This is a genomic window from Streptomyces sp. 71268 (genome assembly GCF_029392895.1).
GTDB lineage: Bacteria > Actinomycetota > Actinomycetes > Streptomycetales > Streptomycetaceae > Streptomyces.
Window position 1 is genome coordinate 2,806,517 of the sequence record NZ_CP114200.1, and the last position, 19,744, is coordinate 2,826,260.

The following is a 19,744-nucleotide window of genomic DNA, read 5'->3' on the forward strand; positions in this document are numbered from 1 at the left end:
ACGGCCGGCCCGGCCGCGCCGACGCGCTGTCGGCTCCCCGTCACACCGCGCCCCGGGCGACGTCGGGGGCCGCGCGGTCCGCGCCGGCCCGCCCAGTCCACGCCGGCCACGCGATCCGCGCCGGCCGCACCGCCCGCTCAGGACAGCACGCGCGGCGACAGCGCGCCGCACGGCAGCAGGTCCACCTCGGCGCCGGCGTCCCGCAGGTCGGTGAGGACGAACTCGTCGTAGAGCAGTACGCCGGCCTGCTCGGGCCAGACGATCACCCACAGCCACAGGCCACGGGCCTCGCCGGCGAAGACGGCGCGGTCCTCGGGGGCGCCGCTGACGTGCCACAGCGGGGTGGGTCGGCCCGCGGCGTGCACCTTGGTGTGCGGGGGGCGGTCGACGCACATCATGGGGCCCGGGTCGAGGCCGTCGATCCCCGCGTACCGGGCGCCGAGGCCGACGCCGAGCTCCTCCGCGACCAGCAGCATCTCGCCGGCGCCGCCCAGTGGGCCGGGGCCCGAGCAGGCCACGGCGGTGGCCCGGCCGCCGCTGCGGTCGTCGCCGGCGGAGACGACGCCGGTGAACAGCCAGCCGACCGGCAGCGGCCACGGCATCCAGACCGGCACCTGGGCGCGGTTGACCACGACGGCGAGCGCCTCGACGCTCGGCGGCACGACCGGCTGGAGCGGATGCACGGTTCCGTGCACCCCGCACTGCCAGGAGTCGGCGAACAGTCCGGGCGCCCGCACCCGGCCACCACACTTCGGGCAACTGGGTTCGCCCCTCATAGTCGTCAACGGTCCTCCCCCCTCGCCGCCGCGTCAAGGACGATCACCCGTCCGGCACGACTCACTGGGCAGAACTAGATGCAGCTTGCATTAGTTAGCTCAGCTAACTTAATGTGTGTAATTACCAACGATCTCTGTACGACGCGAGACCCAAGGAGAAGGGCATGCACAGCGCGCGTGACGACGCCGACGAGGACCCCTTCGACGCCGGCAGCGGCCGGGGCCGGGGCATCCCGCACCAGCCGAAGGCGGTCTGGGCGACCGCCGGCGCCTCGGTCGTGGCCTTCATGGGCATCGGCCTGGTCGACCCGATCCTGCCGTCCATCGCGGGCGGCCTGCACGCCTCGCCCAGCCAGGTGTCCCTGCTGTTCACCTCGTACTTCCTGATCACCGCCGTGGCCATGCTGGTCACCGGGTACGTCTCCAGCCGCATCGGGGGGCGCAGGACGCTGTTGGTCGGGCTCGCGCTGGTGGTCGTCTTCGCGGCGCTCTCGGGCACCGCGACCTCGGTCGGCCAACTCGTCGGCTTCCGCGCCGGCTGGGGCCTGGGCAACGCGCTCTTCGTCTCCACGGCACTGGCCGTCATCGTGGGCGCGGCGCACCCCGTGGGCCCGCGCGGCGCGGACGGGAAGCACGCGAGCGGCAGCGCGACGGCGATCCTGCTGTACGAGTCGGCGCTCGGGCTCGGCATGGCCTGCGGGCCGCTGCTCGGCGCGGTCCTCGGCGACATGAAGTGGCGCTACCCGTTCTTCGGCACCGCGGTGCTGATGGCGGTCGGCTTCCTGGCCATCAGCGTCTTCCTGCGCGAACAGCCCGTGCCGGCCCGCAAGACGGCGCTGCTCGACCCGTTGCGGGCGCTCGGGCACGGCGGGCTCGCCTCGGCCGCCGTCTCGGCCTTCTTCTACAACTACGCGTTCTTCACCGTGCTGGCCTTCACGCCGTTCGTGCTCGACATGTCGCCGTACCGCTCGGGCGCGGTCTTCTTCGCCTGGGGCGCGCTGCTCGCCGTCTTCTCGGTGCTGGTCGCGCCCCGGCTCCAGGAGCGGTACGGCTCGCTACGGGTGCTCGCGGCCTCGCTGGTGCTGATGGGCGCCGACCTGGTGGTCCTCGGCTACGGCGACCACACCACGGCCATCGCCTGCACCATCGCGTCGGGCGCGTTCATCGGCGTCAACAACACGGTCTACACCGAACTCGCGCTCGGCGTGTCGGACGCGCCGCGCCCGGTGGCCAGCGCGGGGTACAACTTCGTCCGCTGGTTCGCCGCCGCCGCGGCGCCCTACCTGGCGCCCAAGATCGAGGAGTGGAGCGACCCGCACGTGCCGTTCGTGGTCGCCGCCGCCGCGGCCCTGGTCGGCGCCGGCATCGTGGTGGCCCGCCGCTCGGCCCTCACGCTGCGGGCCGAGGAGCTCGAACCGGCGCACGCGACGCGGGACGGCGTCGGCGTCTTCGCCGAGCAGCCGCCGCGCCCGGCGCCGGCGGCCGAGTGACGCCCCAACCGCGTTTCCCCAAGGCTCCGTTGACCCCCGTGGGCCAGCCACCGCACAAGCGTCCGGGGTGTGTTTGCTCACCCTGGCGCGCCTCGCGTCGATCCCAACGCCGAGGCCGATACGGGGAGTTGGCCGGCCTTCAGTCCTCCAGCGAGACCGAGCGGCGCAGCGGGTCGCGCAGGTCCGTGCCGCGCGCCAGCCAGCGGGCCTCCAGGGCGGCCGCGCCGTGCACCCGCTTCCACGCCGCCTCGTTCGCCGTCATCGGCAGCAGCGGCAGGAACCGCACCGGGTCCATGGGCGCCGGCAGCTCCAGGTCCTCCACCAGGCCGCCGGGCTCGGCCACCAGGACGGAGCTGAACGGCGCCCCGGGCCACAGCGGCTCGCCCACGTCCAGCGAGCCACCCGGCGCCACGATCACGCCCTCGACCTGCGGCGACGCGGCCAGTACGGCCAGCGGGCGAAGCGCCTTGTCGGTGTCGGCCCGCCGCGCCCGCACGGTCAGCAGCAGTTCGGCGCGGGGCCCGCGCACCGGGTCGGCCAGCGGGTCCGCGGGGTCCGCCATGGGCTGGCCCGACATGCCGAGGGTGGCGTAGCGCACGACGCCGGCCCCGCCACGGTCGCCGGCGGCGTCGCCCGTGAAGCGCAGCACCTCGATGCGATCGGTGCCGACGAAGGTGATGGCGGCGCGGGCGTCCGGCTCGCCCAGCGCCATCCGCAACCGGGCCTCGACCAGCTCAAGAACATTCGCCATGCGGCGAGCATAGAACCCGTATCGAAGAGGCAAAGCGGCACGCCGGGGTCATACACCCCTGGTAGCCTTGGCGCCTGATCAGGGACTTACGTCGTCCCCTACGGGGGACCGGCCGGAGGAGGTGGGGCTGCGGTGGATCCTAGTCGACCGTGCAGTACCGACTGTTCTCCCGTCCTCTCGCTCGGGACGCGCCCCTTCTCTCGGTGATCTGCTGCCTTCCGTACCCGGCTGCCACGGGGTGAAACCCCACGCCGGCAAGGAAGTTGAGGAGTCTTTCGCGCCCGCGCCTTTCGCACGGAAGAGCATGCCCTACCGCTTCATTCCGTCTTTCCGTGTTCCGCCACCCGTGGAACACGTCAGCGCCCAGCTCATGGAGTGCCATCCGCTTTGCGGACGTACGGCTCGATGACGCACCGTACGTCCACCTTCCGGATCGCGCTGCGCCCCGCGCTCTGCCGCTGACGACCGGCCCGCTGAGGAGTCCGTATGTCGATGATTCGTGACCTGCGCGCAGCCGTCCGCCCCGCCCTGCGGCGAGGGCATTCCGTAAACGAGTACGACACCACCCGCGATCCGTCCGTCACCAGCGCCGTCGTGGACTGCGGTGTCTACCGCGACGGCCGGCGGGTCAGCGACCACGTCAGCCCGACCGAGGCGATGGCCCGGGTGCGCGCCGAAGGGGGCTTCGCCTGGATCGGGCTGCACGAGCCGACGGAGCGCGAGTTCTCCGGCATCGCGCAGGAGTTCGGGCTGCACCCGCTGGCCGTCGAGGACGCCGTCCACGCCCACCAGCGGCCCAAGCTGGAGCGGTACGACGACACGCTGTTCACCGTCTTCAAGACCATCCACTACGTCGAGCACGCGGAACTCACCGCCACCAGCGAGATCGTCGAGACCGGCGAGGTGATGTGCTTCACCGGTCGGGACTTCATCGTCACCGTCCGGCACGGCGGCCAGGGCTCGCTGCGTGCCCTGCGCCACCGCCTCCAGGACGACCCCGACCTGCTGGCCAAGGGCCCGTCGGCGGTGCTGCACGCCATCGCCGACCAGGTGGTGGACGGGTACATCGCGGTGGCCGACGCCGTGCAGGACGACATCGACGAGGTGGAGATCGACGTCTTCTCCGCCACCAACGGCGCCACCAAGGGCGGTCGCGCCTCCGCGCGCGGCGGCGACGCGGGCCGGATCTACCAGCTCAAGCGCGAGGTGCTGGAGTTCAAGCGGGCCGTCTCACCGCTGCTGCGGCCGATGCAGTTGCTGAGCGAGCGCCCGATGCGGCTGGTCGACCCGGACATCCAGAAGTACTTCCGGGACGTCGCCGACCACCTGGCCCGGGTCAACGAGCAGGTGCTCTCCTTCGACGACCTGCTCAACTCGATCCTCCAGGCCAACCTGGCACAGGCGACCGTCGCGCAGAACGAGGACATGCGCAAGATCACCGCGTGGGCGGCCATCATCGCCGTGCCCACGATGATCTGCGGCGTGTACGGCATGAACTTCGAGCACATGCCGGAGCTGCGCTGGAAGTACGGCTACCCGGCGGTGCTCACCCTCATCGTGGGCATCTGTTTCACCATTCACCGCGGCTTCAAGCGCAACGGCTGGCTGTAGCTCTCGCGTACCGGCCGGCCCGGGGCCCGCGCGGGCCGGCCGACGAGAGCGTGTCTCGGCCCGGGCCACCGCCGGGGCGCGGCGGTGGGCCGGTCGGGCTCAGCCGCCGCGCCTGCCCCGGCCGTCCAGGACGACCAGGGCCAGGCCGAGCAGGATGATGCCGAGCGCGGGGTAGGCGGCGGCCGGCGGGTGTTGGCCGAGCCACAGGGCCGCGATCAGCGCCGCGCCCGGCGTCTCCAGGAGGATGCCGGTCGAGGTGATCGCCGGGCCCAGGCCGCGCACCACGCGGTTGAGCAGCGAGTGGCCGAGCAACTGGGCGGTCAGCGTCAGCACGGCCAGCTTCAGCCAGGTCTCCCCGCTGTAGCCGCCGAGCCGCACGCCGGCTACGAGGCAGACCACCAGGAGCGCGGCGGCCGCGGTGGCGTAGCAGACGCAGGTGTACGCGGTGGTGCTCACCGTCCGCCGGACCTCGGCGCCGACCAGCATGTAGCCGGCGCCCGCCATGCCGCCGGCCAGGGCGAGGGCGTCGCCCGCGAGGGCGCGCGGCGACAGCGAGAGGTCCACGCCGGTGAGCAGCAGCACGCCGAGGAAGGCCACCGTGACGCCGGCCCACACCAGGCCCGACGAGCGCTGGCCGCGCAGCCGCAGCAGCACGGTGGTCCAGATCGGCGTGGTGGTGGCCAGGGCGATCGAGGAGGACACCGACGTCATGTGCAGGCTCGGCAGCCAGAGCCCGAAGTGCAGCGCCAGCAACACACCCGCGGCGGCCGACAGGCCCACCGCCCGCGCGCCCGTCGCGCGCAGCTCGGCCCGGTGGCGCAGCAGCGCGACCGGGGCGAGCACGCCGACGGCCAGGACGTTGCGCCACAGGGCGACGGCCAGCGCGGGGGCCGCGGTCGCCGCGATGAGCGGGGCCGACAGCGAGATGCCGGCGATGGCGACGCCGAGCAGGGCGAGGTCGAGCGACAGCGGCCCGCCGCCCCCGCCGGCGGCGGGGGCGGTCGCGGAGCGTGGGGCGAGGCCGCCTGATTTGGCCGGTCGAAGGCGCACGGCCACAGAGTAAGGCGTGCCGCACTGGGACGGTACTGGCACGTCCCGCGCGTGCGGCCGGTTCCGCCCCGCACCCCGTGGCCCCCGGCGCGTGGCGTGCCGGGGCCGGTGCGGAGGGCCGGGAGGCGCGGAGGCGCTGGTCCGGGGCGGGGCGGGCGGCGTACGGCGGGCGTACGGCCCGCTGTCAGCGCCGCGACCAACCCATAAGCTGGGTTCATGACGCACAGCGTGGAGCAGGCCCTCACGGATCGGGCGCTGATCGAAGAGGCGACGAAGAAGTCCGGCCTGATCTGGGTGCTGGGTGACGCCGGTGCCACCCGGAGCGCGCCGCGCGCGCTGTGGCACGTGTGGCACGAGGGCGCCGCCACGCTGGTCGGCTCGTACGAGCCCGACGCCGGCTCCGCCGACGCGCGCGACGGCGCCCCGTCGCGCGGCATGGGGCTCATGGAGCAGCCGCTGGACGGCCTCGGGCTGACCGACGGCGGGACCGCGGCGGTGACGGTGCGCAGCAAGGACAAGGGCGGACGCCTGGTGGGCTGGACGGCCCGGGTGGTGGAGCTGGCGCCGCGCGGCGAGGCGTGGGAGGCCGCCGTGGCCGAGCTCAAGCCGAAGCGGCTCAACGCACCCGACTCGGCGCAGGTCGTCGAGCGCTGGGCGCGCGAGTGCCGGGTGCTGCGCCTGGAGCCGGCCCCGGCCCCGCTGGCCGCGCTGCCGGACGGCTCGCTGGTCGCCGCCCCGGTCCCCACCCCGGCCACCACCCGGAAGCCGATGCCCGAGGCGCTGCCCAAGCTGCTGCGCCGGCGCGCCCGTAAGAACGCCCGCGGGAACCCGCGCTGAGCGGTTCGCCCCCACGGGCACGGCAGGCGTCAGGAGCGCGGGCCGGGCTCAGGAACGCAGGCCGCCGTCGACCCGGAGCACCGTCCCGGTCACGTACGAGGAGCGGTCGCTGAGCAGCCAGGCGGCGGCCTCGGCGATCTCGACGGGGTCGGCCGCGCGGCGCAGCGGGGTCCGGGCGTTGAGGCGTTCGATGGTGCCGGGGGACGCGACGTCCCAGTCGTACATCATCTCGGTCAGCGTGGTGCCCGGGGCGATGGCGTTGACGCGGATGCCCTCGGGGCCGTAGGTGATGGCGGCGGATTCGGTGAGGCTGTTGACGGCCCGCTTCATCGCGGCGTAGGCGGCCAGTTCGGAGTTGCCCATGAGGCTGCCGACGCTGGAGGTGTTGACGATGGCGCCCGTGCCCGAGGTGGCCCGGATCGCGGCGACCTCGGCGGCCATGGCCTGCCAGGTGCCCTTGAGGTTGACGGCGTAGACGCGGTCCAGTTCGGTCAGTGGCACCTGGTCCAGTGGGCCGGGCGGGGCGCCGGTGGCACCGTTGTTGAAGGCCGCGTCGAGCCGGCCGTACAGCTCGACGGCGCGTTCCACGGCGGCGTGCACGCTGTCGCCGTCGGCCAGGTCACATGGCGTGTACTCGGCGATGCCACCGGCGGCTCTGATGTCCTCGGTCACCGTCTTGAGTTCGTCCTGTGCCCGGGACGCGAGCAGGACGTGGGCGCCCTCCCGGGCGAACAGGCGTGCCGCCGCGGCGCCGATGCCGCGGCCCGCGCCGATGACTAACGCGACCTTGCCGGCCAGCAGGTTCGCGGGCTCCTGCTCCCGGCGCAGCGGGGCGGTCGTGGCGGAGGTGGTGGACGTGGTGGGTGCGGTGGCTGTGGTGTTCATGGTGGCAAGGCTATGAAAATCGGCCACGCCCAACCAGGGCGCCGCCGACCTGACGAACCCCTAAAAGGCCGCACACCGGATACGCGGACGGACGAGAGTCGGCCAGTCGCCGCCCGTCGGGTGTCGCGTGCGGTCAGCCGTCGCTCTGCGGCAACTGCTGTCCGTAGTCGACCAGTTCGCTCTTGGGTGGCGCGGTGAGGGAGAAGTCCTTGTTCCAGTCGGTGAGTTGGATGACGCCCGCGCCGCCCGCGCGGTGCAGGCGCAGCGGGTAGGGGGTGCCGCGCAGCGAGACGTCCAGCGTGCCGCCGTTGCCCCGGTCGCCGGTGACCCGGATGGTGGGCACGCCACCCACGTTGGCCCGCACGCCGCTGGTGATCTCACCATGCAGCCCGAGCAACCCGTCGAGCAGCATGGCCTTGTCGGTGAAGCCACTGAGCTGCTTGTACGCGGGGTCGCCGGCGGGGACCTTCACGTACTTGCCGTCCAGCTTCCTGGCCGCCGCCCGGTCCGCCGCGGAGCCGCCGTCCTTGCCGGAGCCGGCCGCGGGGGTCGCGTCGCCGCCCTGTTCGTGGACCCAGAAGTCGGCGCCGGCCTTGAGGTACAGCTCCTTGTCGATGCGCAGCAGTTGGAAGGTGCTGCCCTTGGTGGAGACCTGGCCGGTGCCGCCGTCGCCCTTGAGCCGCATGTCGAGGGTGTACGTACGGCCCTTGCTGACGACGTTGCCGGTCAGGTGGACCGCGCCGGCGCGTTCGGCGGCCTGGCGCGCCCTGGCCTCGATCCTGTCGGCGGGAAGCTTGCCGACGCCGTTGGTGCCCGCGTCGGGGTCCTTCTTCTTCTCGCCGTCGCCGCCGCAGCCGGCGAGCGTCGCGACGGCCAGTCCCGCGCAGGTCGCCGCAGCGAGAGCCGTCTTCCAGGTGCGCACGTCCGCTCTGCCTCCTGATGCCGGTGCACGGGCAGCGTACCGGTGCCGTGTGAGCACGATGACAGCGCACCGTGAGGGAAGGTGGCGCTTTCGGGAATACGACTGAGCGAAGCGCCGCGCGCCGGATCGAAACGGAATAACCGTCACGTATCAGATATCGACCGCGATCGCCCGGCGAACGCCCCCGGCCCGCCGGGGCCACCGCGTAGGGAAGCGCGGGCTATCAACTGATATTCGTGGATTCCTGGATACAAGGAGGTATACAGAGGTACCCGAGATGGTCGGACCCCGCGCCGTCGGCAGGTGACGGCCAACTCGGGTCCGTTCGTGAAAGGAGGCGCGTGGCATGGGAGCGGCAGCCCCGCGCGTGTTCGTCTCGCACCTGGCCGGTGTCGCCGTGTTCGACCCCAACGGGGACCCGGTGGGCCGGGTGCGGGACCTGGTGGCGATGCTCGGACTCGGCCACCGGCCGCCGCGCGTCCTCGGCCTGGTCGTCGAGGTGGTCAGCCGGCGCCGGATCTTCCTGCCGATGACCCGGGTCACCGGCGTGGAGTCGGGCCAGGTGATCACCACCGGCGTGGTCAACATGCGCCGCTTCGAGCAGCGCCCGACCGAGACCCTGGTCCTCGGCGAGCTGCTCGACCGCCGGGTCACGCTGGTGGAGACCGGTGAGGAGGTGACCGTCCTCGACGTGGCGGTGGCCCAGTTGCCGGCCCGCCGCGACTGGGAGATCGACAAGGTCTTCGTACGGCGCGGCAAGGCCCCCACGCTGCGCGACAGGTGGCCCGGGGGCGGCCGGCGGTCCGGGGAGGCGCTGACCGTCGAGTGGTCGGCGGTGACGGGCTTCTCGCTGGACGAGTCGGGGCAGGGCGCCGAGAGCCTGCTGGCCACTTTCGAGCAGTTGCGCCCCGCCGACCTGGCCAGCGTGCTGCACCACCTCACGGCCAAGCGGCGGGCCGAGGTGGCCGCCGCGCTCGACGACGACCGGCTCGCGGACGTCCTGGAGGAGCTGCCCGACGACGACAAGGTGGAGATCCTGGGCAAGCTCCAGGAGGAGCGCGCGGCCGACGTGCTGGAGGCGATGGACCCGGACGACGCCGCCGACCTGCTCTCCGAACTCCCGGAGGAGGACAAGGAGCGGCTGCTCACGCTGATGCGCCCACGGGACGCCGCGGACATGCGCCGGCTGCTGTCGTACGAGGAGCGCACCGCGGGCGGGCTGATGACCACCGAGCCGATCGTGCTGCTGCCGGACGCGACGGTGGCGGACGCGCTGGCCCGGGTGCGCAACCCCGACCTGTCCCCCGCGCTGGCCGCCCAGGTGTACGTGTGCCGGGCGCCCGACGAGACGCCCACCGGCAAGTACCTGGGCACGGTGCACTTCCAGCGACTGCTGCGGGACCCGCCGTTCACGCTGGTCAGCTCGCTCGTGGACAGCGACCTGAGCCCGCTGCCGCCGGACACCGGGCTGCCGGAGGTCACCAGCTACCTCGCCGCGTACAACATGGTCGCCGCGCCCGTCGTGGACGCCAGCGGAGCGCTGCTCGGCGCGGTGACCGTGGACGACGTGCTCGACCACCTGCTGCCCGACGACTGGCGCGAGCGCGAACTACACGGCGCGAGCGTCCCCGACCTGCCGGAGGTGACCGATGGCCGGTGAGCGCATCCGCCTGGACCAACCCCGCGAGCCGCGGCGCAGCCTGCTGCCGCGCTGGGACCCGGAGGCGTTCGGCCGCGTCTCCGAGCGCACGGCGCGCTTTTTGGGCACCGGACGGTTCATCGTCTGGATGTCGGTGGTCATCGTGCTGTGGGTGGTGTGGAACACCAGCGCCCCGGCCGACCTGCGCTTCGACAACTACCCCTTCATCTTCCTGACCCTCGCGCTCTCCCTCCAGGCGTCGTACGCGGCCCCGCTGATCCTGCTCGCGCAGAACCGCCAGGACGACCGGGACCGGGTCAACCTCGAACAGGACCGCAAGCAGAACGAGCGCAGCATCGCCGACACCGAGTACTTGACCCGGGAGATCGCCGCGCTGCGGCTCGGCCTCGGCGAGGTGGCGACCCGGGACTGGATCCGCTCGGAGTTCGAGGACCTGGTGCGGGAGCTGGAGCGGCAGCGCGCCGCCAACGCCGACCAGCCGGCGCCGCGGCGGCAGACCGGCCACCGCGAGCACGCCCGGGCCGACGAATGGGCCGCCGAGCACGGCCCCGACGTCGCCGAGGCCACCCACGAGCAGTCGCCCCGGGGCGGCGCGGCCCGCGGCCGGGGCAGGCCACCGCGCGACGGCCGACCGCGCGGGACGGGCGGGCCACAGGGACCGGGCGGCGCCGAGGACCGAGGCGGCCCACGGGGCTGAAGCGGACCCCTGCGGGGCTGAGCCGGCGCCGGGGGCTGAGGGGCCCCCGGCGCGCGGGCGGGACATCCGCGCGGCAGCCCGGCTATTCCCGGCATACGGCGCCCTCGGGCGTGAGGAAAGCGACCGTCCACAGGCTTTCCCGCGCACTGGGCGCGCGCCGTACCATCGGGGCATGGCTACCGAAACGACCGGCCCTCACGGCGCCGCTCCCGCCGAAGAGGCGGTCCGCGACGCGCTCGCGACGGTGAACGACCCGGAGATCCACCGCCCGATCACCGAACTCGGGATGGTCAAATCGGTGGAGATCGCCCCGGACGGGGCGGTGGCGGTCGCGGTCTACCTGACGGTCGCCGGCTGCCCGATGCGCGACACGATCACCAGCTCGGTGCGCGAGGCGGTGGCCAGGGTCCCCGGCGTGAGCGACGTCAGCGTCGAGCTGGACGTGATGAGCGACGAACAGCGCAAGGAGCTGGCCAGCTCGCTGCGCGGCGGACAGGCCGAGCGCGAGGTCCCGTTCGCCAAGCCCGGCTCGCTGACCCGGGTGTACGCGGTGGCCTCCGGCAAGGGCGGCGTCGGCAAGTCGTCCGTGACGGTCAACCTGGCGGCGGCGATGGCCGCTGACGGCCTGAAGGTCGGCGTCGTGGACGCGGACATCTACGGCCACTCGGTCCCCCGCATGCTCGGCGCCTCCGGCCGGCCGACCCAGGTCGAGAACATGATCATGCCGCCGTCGGCGAACGGCGTGAAGGTCATCTCCATCGGCATGTTCACCCCGGGCAACGCCCCGGTGGTCTGGCGCGGGCCGATGCTGCACCGAGCGCTCCAGCAGTTCCTCGCGGACGTCTTCTGGGGCGACCTGGACGTGCTGCTGCTCGACCTGCCGCCGGGCACCGGCGACATCGCCATCTCGGTGGCCCAGTTGGTGCCCAACGCGGAGATCCTGGTGGTCACGACGCCGCAGCAGGCCGCGGCCGAGGTCGCCGAGCGCGCCGGGTCCATCGCCGTGCAGACCCACCAGAAGATCGTCGGCGTGGTCGAGAACATGTCCGGGCTGCCCTGCCCGCACTGCGACGAGATGGTGGACGTCTTCGGCACGGGCGGCGGTCAGACCGTCGCCGACGGCCTGACCCGCACGACCGGCGCGACGGTGCCGGTGCTCGGCGCCATCCCCATCGACGTGCGGCTGCGCGAGGGCGGCGACGAGGGCAAGCCCGTCGTCCTGACCGACCCCGAGTCCCCGGCGGGCAGCGCGCTGCGCTCCATCGCGGGCAAGCTCGGTGGCCGCCAGCGCGGCCTGGCCGGCCTGTCGCTGGGCATCACCCCGCGCAACAAGTTCTAGTACGCACCCGGCGGCTGCTCCCGGGCGGGCCCCCCGCCTCGGAGCAGCCGCCGGGTATCCCGTTCCACTCGTCTCCGGATCACACCGACGACGGGCCAGCCCTTCCACCGGGAGGCGTAGGCCCCGTACGCCATGTGCCGCAGCGATTCCCTCGGGCGCGTAGCCGCCGCCGGTCGGCCCGGTCCGCCTGCCCCCGGTCAGGCCCTACCCGATACCGCGCCCACACCTCGCCCGGAACCGGGACCGGAACGGCCGTGCCGGCACGGCACCGCGTCGGTCACGCCGGAGCCGGTGCTCCCGCGCCCCCGCCATCACGGGGCCGACGCCCCTACGCGTATGTCGTGATGTCCTTGACCACGGAGAACCCGAGCCCGTAGGCGCTCATCCCGCGCCCGTAGGCCCCGACGTGCACGCCCTCGCGGGCCGAACCGGCGAGCACCCAGCCGTACTCGGACTCGCGGTAGTGGAAGTCGGTCGGCACGCCGTCCACGGGCAGCGTGAGCCGCGACCACGCGGGGCCGCCGAGGTCGTCCGCCAGCTCCCAGGCGATCGCGGTCTGCTGGTCGAGCCAGTCCTGCCGCAGCGCCCGCTCCATCTGGGACGGCCAGGTGCACGAGAGCAGCCCCGAGCCCGCCAGCCAGGCGGCCGACGAGACGGAGGTCGCCTCCAGCATCCCGGTGCCGTCCGCGCTGCGCCGCACCGGGCGGCTGGCCACCGTCACGACGACGGCGAAGCGCTGCTTGTCCCGGCTCTCCGCGGTGGTCTCCACCTTCAGCGAGGGCTCCTCGCCGTGCCCGGTCGCGCCGTGCTCCACGGTGCCGTCGGCCGCCGCGCCCACCTGCATCAACCAGCGGGGCCCGGCGAACGCCTCGTCGAGGCCGTACCAGGGGAAGGCGGCCATCAGGTAGCCGTCGACCGTCCTGCGCACCGCGGCCGGCATGCCCTGCCGCACCGCCGCGGCGTCCTCCCCGGGCACGCCCGGAGTCGACTCCGCGTCCTGCACGTCTGTCCGACTCGTCGTCTCCATCTGCGCGGAGCCTCCTCGTTGCCCTACGTCGTGGCGGCCCGCCCCCCTTCAGGCGACCTCACCTGGACACAGGGAGGATAGCCATACAGGTCGGCCCGAATGGGATCAGGTGGCGTCCGAGTCGAAGGGTGGCCGGTCGTCGCGCTCCGGCTTGTCGCGCTTGCGCAGCAGGTCAGAGCCGCCGGACGAGGGGGCGGAGTCGACTCCGCCAACGGTGTCGCGCGTCTGCGTCACGTCGCCGACCTCGGCCATCTCCTTGCTGAAGTCGAAACCGTTGCGGATCTCCTTCAGGCCCAGCTCGTCCTTGTCGAGCAGGTGCTTGCGCGCGAACGTCTTGGGGTTCAGGTCCTCGAACTCGAAGTCCTTGAAGTCCGGGCCCAACTCTGTCCGGATGTCTTCCTTCGCACTGTCCGAGAACTCCCGGACCTTACGGATGAAACGGGCGGCATCCTGGATCACCTTGGGCAGCTTGTCCGGGCCGAAGATGAGCACCGCAAGGATGATGAGAGCGATCAGCTCTAGGGGTCCTATGTCGAAGAACACCTTGCAGCTCCTTGATGCGTCCGTGGCCAACGGTCCAGGCCATCCAACACGGTACCTGCCTCACGGTGAGGTACGGGAGACGGCCAGACCAACATCAGACCAAGCGCCGCGCCCCGACGAACCCGACGGAACCCGCCCCTCGCGCGGCGTGTTCCCCGCTCCCCACCGCCCCGCGACCCCTTGAATCACCGCCCCGGCGGCCCCGGCACACGCCGCGCGCCGCCGGGCCGACCTTCTCCGCACAGCAAACTCCGGGTGACGCCCGGCGCACAACCCCGCCTCCGGCACCACCGCGCTGTCACAGACGCCACACGCGCCACCGCCCGGCCCACCGCCCGACCCGGGGGCCGGCCCGTCCGGCCGGGGGTCGGCCCGTTCGGTCAGCGGTCCATGTCGCTCGCGGAGCCCAGCGGCAGTTCGACGGTGCGCTCGTCGCCGTCCCGCTCCAGCGTCAGCTTCAGCCGGTCACCGGGCCGGTGGCTACGGATCTTGACGATCAGTTCCTGGCCGCTCTGCACCGGCACGCCGTCCACCTTGGTGATCACGTCGCCCGACCGGATGCCCGCCTTGTCGCCGGGCCCGCCCTCGGTCACCGCGGGACCGTCGCTGCCGGACTCCGCGACCCGCGCGCCCTCGCCCCGGAACTTCATGTCGAGCGTGACGCCGATCACCGGGTGCGTCGCCTTGCCGGTGTTGATCAGCTCCTCCGCGACCCGCTTGCCCTGGTTGATCGGGATCGCGAAGCCCAGGCCGATGCTGCCACCCTGACCGCCGCCGAGCCCACCGTCGTTCGCGGCGCGGATCACGCTGTTGATGCCGATCACCTGCGCGTCGGCGTTCACCAGCGGACCACCGGAGTTGCCGGGGTTGATCGGCGCGTCGGTCTGCAACGCGTCCACGTACGAGATGTCGCTGCCGTCGACCTTCTCGCCGCCCGCCGTGATCGGGCGGCCCTTGGCGCTGATGATCCCGGAGGTGACCGTGCCCGCCAGGTCGTACGGGGCGCCGATGGCCACCACCGGGTCGCCGACCCGCACGGAGTCGGAGTTGCCGAGGGCCAGCGGCTTGAGCCCGGTGACGCCCTGGACCCGGATGACCGCCAGGTCGTACCCGGCGTCCCGACCGACGATCTTGGCCCGGGCGGTCTGGCCGCCGTTGAACGTCACCGATATGGCCGCGTCCGAGTCGCCCTGGTCGGCCGGCTCCACGACGTGGTTGTTGGTCAGGATGTTGCCGCGCTTGTCGAGCACGAAGCCGGTCCCCGTACCCCGCTCGCCGGCGCCCTTGACGTGGATGGTCACCACGCTGGGCAGCGCCCGGGCCGCGATGCCGGCGATGCTGTCCGGGTCCCTGGCCTGCTGGGTGTCGGACGGGGCCTGCGGCAGATGGATCTGCTCGCTGTCGCCGGTCTCCCGCTCCAGGTAGACCCCGATGCCGCCGCCGATGCCGCCGGCCAGCAGCGCGAGCAGTAGCGCGCCGATCACCAGCGGGCCACGCCGCCGCGCCGCCCGCGCCGGACCCGGCTGCCCGGCGCCGGCCGCCACCGGCGCGCGCCACGGGTCGTAGTGCTGCCACTGCGCGCCAGCCTGGGCCTCGTGCCCGGCCTGCGCGGCGTACACCCCCGGCGCCTGCGGCGGGGCCGGCTGCCCGGCGGCGGGCTGGGGGTGCTGGTGCGCGGGGTACGGCTGGGGGCCGGGCGTCGGGTGCGCCGGCATCGCGGTGCCGTGCGCGGGCGTCATCCCGGGGTGCGGTGGGTTCGCGTGGTGCGGGGGCACGTGGGTGCCGTGCGCCGGCGTGGCCACCGGGTGCTGCACGGGCGGCGCCGGCGCCCACGGGCCCGGCTCGCCGTAGGGCGGCGTGCTGTACGGATCGGGCTCGTGCCGGGGCCTGGGCCGCTCCACCGGCGCGCCCTCGTCCGCCACCCCGGCGGGTGCGGCAGCGCCGTCCGAGGTCGTGCCCTCCGTGATCGTGCCGTCCGTGGTCGAGCCGTCCGTGGTCGTGCCGCCAGCGGCGTCGTCGGAGGTCGTGGCCGGGCGTACGTCGGGCTCCGGGGTCTGGTCCGCTGGCCGTGGGGCCTGGCTCGGCGCCGCCTTGGCCAGTTCGAAGTCCGTACCCGAGGCGTCGGGCGCCGAGGGCGCCGCGCCGGCCGTGGCGTCCGACGCCTCGCCCGCCTGGGTGCCCGCCGCGTCGCGCTCCACGGCGGCGTGGGCCGCGTCGGTACGCGTCGGGTCCTGGCCCGCGGGCTGCTCCGGCGTGGGCTCGTCCGCCACGTGCGGGGTCTCGTCCGCCGCGCGTGGGGCCTCGTCCGCCGCGTGCGGTTGTCCCGCGAAGCCCATGTGCGGACGGCTCCACCACTTCGGCTTCGGCCTCGGGGTCTTCCCGTCGTTCATGCTCTCCCCACAGTTCGCCCGCGGTCCCGGCGCGGGCCGCGCTCCCGACGGGCGTGCTTCGCCACTCCCGGTCGGCGCGACCCACTGGCGATTCAATCAGGTCTGCCCGAACCCGCGCAGTGGGCCGGTCAGGCCGCGCCGTGGGCCGGCCCCGACCGGCGGGGGCCGACCCACGGCGCGTCGTGCTCTCGTGCCCGTCCTGGTCGACGGTCAGCGGGGGCTGCCGCCCAGGTCCGCCCCGGCGCCGGTCAGCGGCGTCGACTGGCTGGCCGGGTGCGAGGGGACGTCCATCTGGGTGGGCGCCGGGGCCACCTGCCGCTCGCGCGCCTCGGGCTGACCGGCTGGCGAACGGGCCGCCAGCGACAGCACCGGATGGAGCAGCGGCGGTAGCGCGCTGCCCATCGAGTGCGGCGGCGCCTCGTGCGCGCGCGGCCGCACGCCGGGGTGGGTGGTCGCGGTGGGCGGCGCCGTGAGGGGCAGGCCGGTGCGCGGGTCGAGCTGCGCCGAGCGCTCGCCACTGGCCGAGAAGAACCCCATCGACCGGCGGGCGTTCTCCTGCGCCCCGGCCCAGGTGCGGTCCCCGCCGTCCGTACGCAGCGGCGTGGTCGCGGTGCCGTTGCCCTCACCCCGGCCACCGGGCGAATCCACCGCGGCGTCCAGGGGCAGCGCACCGCCGAGCGCGACGGCGGCCAGTGACACGGCGCCGGCCGCGGCGAAGGCGAACCGCCTGCTGCGGGGCAGCGAGCGGTCCACCTCGTGTATCCGGAAGCCGCGCTCACGAGGGGTCGGGGCACTCGCCGGCAGGAACGCGAACGTTTCCTCGCGCGGGTCAAAAGGGTCCCGGTCGCGCGCCGGGCCGTCGAGCGGGGAGCGCTCGTCGTCGCCGGTGAGCGTGCCGGCGGGCAGGTTCTGGAGCCGCGCGAGGAACCCCTCGGACGGCGGGGGCGGCGCCGCCTGGGCGAACATGTTCTTCAGCCGTCGCTGTTCGTCGGCCTCCGCCTTGCAGCGGGGACACGTCGCCAGGTGCGCGAGCACCCGCTCGCGCGCATCATGTCCCAACTCGCCGTCGACCAGTGCCGCGAGGCGGTCGCCGAGGTGCTGCTCGGCGGGGGACTGACCGCCTGATCCGGTCACGCGATCCCTACCTCCCCGCTGAGCCCCGGCGCGGCCGGGGACACCGAGGCGACCGCGCGCTGCTCAGCGCGGGCCGATGGGGAACGGTGCTGGAGGGCCTTGCGCAGGTGCGACCGACCGCGGTGGATGCGGCTGCGCACCGTGCCGAGCTTGACGCCGAGCGTCGCGGCGATCTCCTCGTACGAGAGGCCCTCGATGTCGCAGAGCACCACGGCGGCCCGGAACTCCGGCGCGAGGGTGTCCAGCGCCTGCTGGACGTCGGCGTCGAAGTGGGTGTCGTTGAAGTGCTGCTGCGGGGAGGGCTCGCGGCTGGGCAGCCGCTCGGCCGCGTCGTCGCCGAGCGCGTCGAAGCGGATGCGCTGCCGGCGGCGGACCATGTCCAGGAACAGGTTGGTCGTGATGCGGTGCAGCCAGCCCTCGAAGGTGCCCGGCGTGTACGTCGACAGGGAGCGGAAAACCCGGACGAACACTTCCTGGGTCAGGTCTTCGGCGTCGTGCTGGTTACCAGTGAGACGGTAAGCGAGGCGATAGACCCGTGCGCTGTGGGTGCTGACGATCTCCTCCCAGGTGGGAGGGGTCCACGCCTGCGAATCCGCATCGGTGGCGAAAGTCGCGGTAGCTGCGGATTCGGTAGTGCGGAAACGGTCAGCGGTGTTTGTCACGGATTTCGGCTCGTCCGTCGGCCCGCGAAAGCGCCGCAGCACTCCTCGGCCACCGGTCGCAGCCGCACCTCCCCTGTCGGCTCTGGTGGTCTCCAGTAGAGCCCCTACCATATCCACCTCGCCCGTTAGCTCCGGATAAGCAATATTGACCTGCATTTGGACTTGATCGTTCAGTGCTCGCGCGATCTATCCGTCCCCTTTCAACGCCCGGTCCCATCTGCGGGTTCCCGAGCGCAGCGGATACAGTCACCGTTGCGTCAACTACGGGGACAGGAGAGGGCCATTACCGGCAACCGGCAGACGAGCTGGGCGTTCGCCGAGGCGTACGGCGTCGAGCACATCGACGACACAGCGCTGCGCTGGGCTCGCGAGCGGGCTCGGGAGGCGGGGCTGCGTTCGGTGTCCTCGGGCACGGGCGCCGCGCTGCGCCTGCTCGCCGCCACCGCCGACGCCAAGGCCGTGGCCGAGATCGGCACCGGGACCGGCGTCTCCGGCATCCACCTCCTGCACGGCATGCGGCCCGACGGCGTCCTGACGACGGTGGACCTGGAGCCCGAGCGGCAGCAGTTCGCCCGGCAGGCGTTCCGCGCGGCGGGCTTCGCCGGGAACCGGGCCCGCTTCATCCCCGGCCGCGCGCTCGACGTGCTGCCCCGGCTCGCCGACGGCGGGTACGACCTCGTCTTCTGTGACGCGGATCGCGCCGAGTGCCTCGACTACCTCGCCGAATCGTTGCGCCTGCTACGCCCCGGCGGACTGGTCTGCTTCGAGGGCGTGTTCGCCGACGGCCGCACGGTGGAGTCGGCCGCCCAGCCGACGGAGGTGCTGCGGCTGCGCGAGCTGCTGCGCGCCGTGCGCGAGTCGACGGTGCTCCAGCCGTCCCTGCTCCCGGTGGGCGACGGTCTGCTGTGCGCGGTCAAGCGCGGCTGACCGGTCACCCTTCTCTATAGGGGGCTTCTCGCCGCGCCTCCCCACACCGGTCGCCACGGGCGCGTCCCCGACACCATTCGCCACGCGCGCCGCGCCGGCCCCGCCCACTCCCCACGCCGCGCCGGGCCCCGCCCACTCCCTCGCGCCACGGGCTCCACCCATTCCCCGCGCCGGGCCCCCGCCCGCTCCCTCGCGCCACGGTCCCCACCCACTCCCCGTGCCACGGCCCCCACCCACCCCCCCGTGCCGCGAATGGCGCGGAAGCGCCCGCGGTGCCGGAGCCTCCGGGCCGTGCAATCAGCCATCGGAGCCCGGCCGGAGCGGCCGGAGCAACCGGTTCAAACCGCGCGAATACCCCGCCCCACGGGCAGAGACGAAGGTCACGTCGCGTGGCGGCCCCACGGCGTCGTGGGGCCCGGAACGGGTGCGGGCGAGGGGTGCGGGCCGGGGGAAGCGGAGGACGGCGGGCGGCGGTTCCGGTACCCGGCGCGGCCTCGGCGGGCGGGGCAGCCCTCAGCGGGCGGGGCGGGCGTCGGCGCGGTGCGCCGGACTCGGGACAGGCGCGGGCCAGAGAGGTCGGGCCGGGACCGGCACGGGGTGGGGCGGGCGCGGAAGTGGGCGTGGTCCGGTGCGGGGCCGGCCCCGACGGGCGGCGCGAACGCCGCTGCCCCGGCTCCTGGTTCTCACCAGTGACCGGGGCAGTGCGCATGATTCCTGTGGCCCGCTGCTAGCCGACGACCTTCTTCAGTGCGTCGCCCAGCGCGTCGGCCTCGTCCGGTGTCAGCTCGACGACGAGTCGACCGCCGCCTTCGAGCGGAACGCGCATGACGATGCCCCGCCCCTCCTTGGTCACCTCGAGCGGGCCGTCGCCCGTCCGCGGCTTCATGGCCGCCATGCTCGTTCCCCTTCCTGAAACCAGCTCATCGCAGCCGACAACCTAGGTGTCACCGGCATCGAACACATTGCTTCCCCGCCATTATCCCGCATGCCATGACCCGATGACCAACGGCGGCGGTCATCGCCTTCGTGCCCGACTCCCCCAA

At 73.6% G+C, this 19,744-nt stretch carries 17 protein-coding genes and 1 pseudogene; 7 read left to right on the forward strand and 11 right to left on the reverse strand.

Annotated features, from left to right (window positions below):
* Nucleotides 1–137 precede the first annotated feature (137 nt).
* Entirely contained in the window at nucleotides 138–776 is a 639-nt protein-coding gene (locus tag OYE22_RS10245) for a DUF6758 family protein (RefSeq protein ID WP_277324077.1), read from the reverse strand.
* Nucleotides 777–940: 164 nt separating this feature from the next.
* On the opposite strand from OYE22_RS10245, the gene OYE22_RS10250 reads away from it, so the two are divergent.
* On the forward strand, nucleotides 941–2,266 hold the full coding sequence (locus OYE22_RS10250; protein ID WP_277320113.1) for an MFS transporter: 1,326 nt from the start codon (nucleotides 941–943) through the stop codon (nucleotides 2,264–2,266).
* Nucleotides 2,267–2,405: 139 nt separating this feature from the next.
* Here OYE22_RS10250 and OYE22_RS10255 read toward each other — a convergent pair whose 3' ends face one another.
* Nucleotides 2,406–3,017 (reverse strand): suppressor of fused domain protein, encoded by a 612-nt coding sequence (locus OYE22_RS10255; protein WP_277320114.1) that lies wholly within the window; start codon nucleotides 3,015–3,017, stop codon nucleotides 2,406–2,408.
* A gap of 486 nt (nucleotides 3,018–3,503) precedes the next feature.
* Between OYE22_RS10255 and OYE22_RS10260 the strand changes: the two genes are divergently transcribed.
* On the forward strand, nucleotides 3,504–4,628 hold the full coding sequence (locus OYE22_RS10260; protein ID WP_277320115.1) for a magnesium and cobalt transport protein CorA: 1,125 nt from the start codon (nucleotides 3,504–3,506) through the stop codon (nucleotides 4,626–4,628).
* A 99-nt stretch (nucleotides 4,629–4,727) separates the two neighbouring features.
* Here the strand turns inward: OYE22_RS10260 and OYE22_RS10265 are convergent, their stop codons facing one another.
* A complete protein-coding gene (locus OYE22_RS10265) occupies nucleotides 4,728–5,678 on the reverse strand; it encodes a DMT family transporter (RefSeq protein WP_348652198.1) in 951 nt (316 codons plus the stop codon).
* 216 nt (nucleotides 5,679–5,894) lie between these two features.
* Here OYE22_RS10265 and OYE22_RS10270 point away from each other — a divergent pair, with 216 nt between their 5' ends.
* Nucleotides 5,895–6,515 carry a hypothetical protein gene (locus tag OYE22_RS10270; protein WP_277320116.1) on the forward strand — a complete coding sequence of 207 codons (621 nt, stop codon included), beginning with the start codon at nucleotides 5,895–5,897 and terminating at the stop codon, nucleotides 6,513–6,515.
* A 48-nt stretch (nucleotides 6,516–6,563) separates the two neighbouring features.
* Here the strand turns inward: OYE22_RS10270 and OYE22_RS10275 are convergent, their stop codons facing one another.
* Both OYE22_RS10275 and OYE22_RS10280 read right to left on the reverse strand, forming a co-directional pair.
* Nucleotides 6,564–7,400: an SDR family oxidoreductase gene (locus OYE22_RS10275; protein WP_277320117.1), complete on the reverse strand. Its 837-nt coding sequence runs from the start codon at nucleotides 7,398–7,400 to the stop codon at nucleotides 6,564–6,566.
* Between the two features lie 133 nt (nucleotides 7,401–7,533).
* A complete protein-coding gene (locus OYE22_RS10280; RefSeq protein WP_277320118.1) occupies nucleotides 7,534–8,322 on the reverse strand; it encodes a hypothetical protein in 789 nt (262 codons plus the stop codon).
* A gap of 346 nt (nucleotides 8,323–8,668) precedes the next feature.
* Between OYE22_RS10280 and OYE22_RS10285 the strand changes: the two genes are divergently transcribed.
* The 3 genes and pseudogenes from OYE22_RS10285 (at nucleotide 8,669) to OYE22_RS10295 (ending at nucleotide 12,018) form a co-directional block, all read left to right on the forward strand.
* Entirely contained in the window at nucleotides 8,669–9,982 is a 1,314-nt protein-coding gene (locus tag OYE22_RS10285) for a CBS domain-containing protein (RefSeq protein WP_277320119.1), read from the forward strand.
* Nucleotides 9,972–10,433, forward strand: a pseudogene (locus OYE22_RS10290) (DUF1003 domain-containing protein); the annotation flags it as partial. The gene OYE22_RS10285 and the pseudogene OYE22_RS10290, both read left to right, overlap by 11 nt.
* Nucleotides 10,434–10,851: 418 nt before the next feature.
* Nucleotides 10,852–12,018, forward strand: coding sequence for an Mrp/NBP35 family ATP-binding protein (locus tag OYE22_RS10295; RefSeq protein ID WP_277320121.1), 1,167 nt, complete (start codon nucleotides 10,852–10,854; stop codon nucleotides 12,016–12,018).
* Between the two features lie 328 nt (nucleotides 12,019–12,346).
* Here the strand turns inward: OYE22_RS10295 and OYE22_RS10300 are convergent, their stop codons facing one another.
* The 5 genes from OYE22_RS10300 to sigE form a co-directional block, all read right to left on the reverse strand.
* Nucleotides 12,347–12,958 (reverse strand): hypothetical protein, encoded by a 612-nt coding sequence (locus OYE22_RS10300; RefSeq protein WP_277324079.1) that lies wholly within the window; start codon nucleotides 12,956–12,958, stop codon nucleotides 12,347–12,349.
* A 192-nt stretch (nucleotides 12,959–13,150) separates the two neighbouring features.
* Nucleotides 13,151–13,588, reverse strand: coding sequence for a sec-independent translocase (locus OYE22_RS10305; RefSeq protein WP_277320122.1), 438 nt, complete (start codon nucleotides 13,586–13,588; stop codon nucleotides 13,151–13,153).
* A gap of 380 nt (nucleotides 13,589–13,968) precedes the next feature.
* Entirely contained in the window at nucleotides 13,969–15,978 is a 2,010-nt protein-coding gene (locus OYE22_RS10310; protein ID WP_277320123.1) for a trypsin-like peptidase domain-containing protein, read from the reverse strand.
* 210 nt (nucleotides 15,979–16,188) lie between these two features.
* Nucleotides 16,189–17,112, reverse strand: a complete 924-nt coding sequence (locus OYE22_RS10315) for an anti-sigma factor (RefSeq protein WP_277320124.1) — start codon at nucleotides 17,110–17,112, stop codon at nucleotides 16,189–16,191.
* The gene (sigE, locus tag OYE22_RS10320) at nucleotides 17,109–17,885 is read right to left on the reverse strand and encodes an RNA polymerase sigma factor SigE (RefSeq protein WP_277324080.1); all 777 of its coding nucleotides are present in this window, start codon (nucleotides 17,883–17,885) and stop codon (nucleotides 17,109–17,111) included. Before sigE ends, OYE22_RS10315 begins: the two co-directional genes overlap by 4 nt.
* Before the next feature lie 141 nt (nucleotides 17,886–18,026).
* Here sigE and OYE22_RS10325 point away from each other — a divergent pair, with 141 nt between their 5' ends.
* Complete coding sequence (locus OYE22_RS10325) at nucleotides 18,027–18,701, forward strand: O-methyltransferase (protein ID WP_176163919.1); 675 nt, start codon at nucleotides 18,027–18,029, stop codon at nucleotides 18,699–18,701.
* A gap of 727 nt (nucleotides 18,702–19,428) precedes the next feature.
* Here OYE22_RS10325 and OYE22_RS10330 read toward each other — a convergent pair.
* Nucleotides 19,429–19,596: a DUF3117 domain-containing protein gene (locus OYE22_RS10330; RefSeq protein ID WP_003966491.1), complete on the reverse strand. Its 168-nt coding sequence runs from the start codon at nucleotides 19,594–19,596 to the stop codon at nucleotides 19,429–19,431.
* Between the last annotated feature and the right edge of the window lie 148 nt (nucleotides 19,597–19,744).

Excerpts from the sequence above, each read along its gene's own strand:
- OYE22_RS10245 (WP_277324077.1), bottom strand. The coding sequence starts at position 776 with ATGAGGGGCGAACCCAGTTGCCCGAAGTGTGGTGGCCGGGTGCGGGCG.
- OYE22_RS10250 (WP_277320113.1), top strand. The coding sequence starts at position 941 with ATGCACAGCGCGCGTGACGACGCCGACGAGGACCCCTTCGACGCCGGC.
- OYE22_RS10255 (WP_277320114.1), bottom strand. The coding sequence starts at position 3,017 with ATGGCGAATGTTCTTGAGCTGGTCGAGGCCCGGTTGCGGATGGCGCTG.
- OYE22_RS10260 (WP_277320115.1), top strand. The coding sequence starts at position 3,504 with ATGTCGATGATTCGTGACCTGCGCGCAGCCGTCCGCCCCGCCCTGCGG.
- OYE22_RS10270 (WP_277320116.1), top strand. The coding sequence starts at position 5,895 with ATGACGCACAGCGTGGAGCAGGCCCTCACGGATCGGGCGCTGATCGAA.
- OYE22_RS10275 (WP_277320117.1), bottom strand. The coding sequence starts at position 7,400 with ATGAACACCACAGCCACCGCACCCACCACGTCCACCACCTCCGCCACG.
- OYE22_RS10285 (WP_277320119.1), top strand. The coding sequence starts at position 8,669 with ATGGGAGCGGCAGCCCCGCGCGTGTTCGTCTCGCACCTGGCCGGTGTC.
- OYE22_RS10295 (WP_277320121.1), top strand. The coding sequence starts at position 10,852 with ATGGCTACCGAAACGACCGGCCCTCACGGCGCCGCTCCCGCCGAAGAG.
- OYE22_RS10300 (WP_277324079.1), bottom strand. The coding sequence starts at position 12,958 with ATGCCGGCCGCGGTGCGCAGGACGGTCGACGGCTACCTGATGGCCGCC.
- OYE22_RS10310 (WP_277320123.1), bottom strand. The coding sequence starts at position 15,978 with ATGAACGACGGGAAGACCCCGAGGCCGAAGCCGAAGTGGTGGAGCCGT.
- sigE (WP_277324080.1), bottom strand. The coding sequence starts at position 17,885 with ATGGTAGGGGCTCTACTGGAGACCACCAGAGCCGACAGGGGAGGTGCG.
- OYE22_RS10330 (WP_003966491.1), bottom strand. The coding sequence starts at position 19,596 with ATGGCGGCCATGAAGCCGCGGACGGGCGACGGCCCGCTCGAGGTGACC.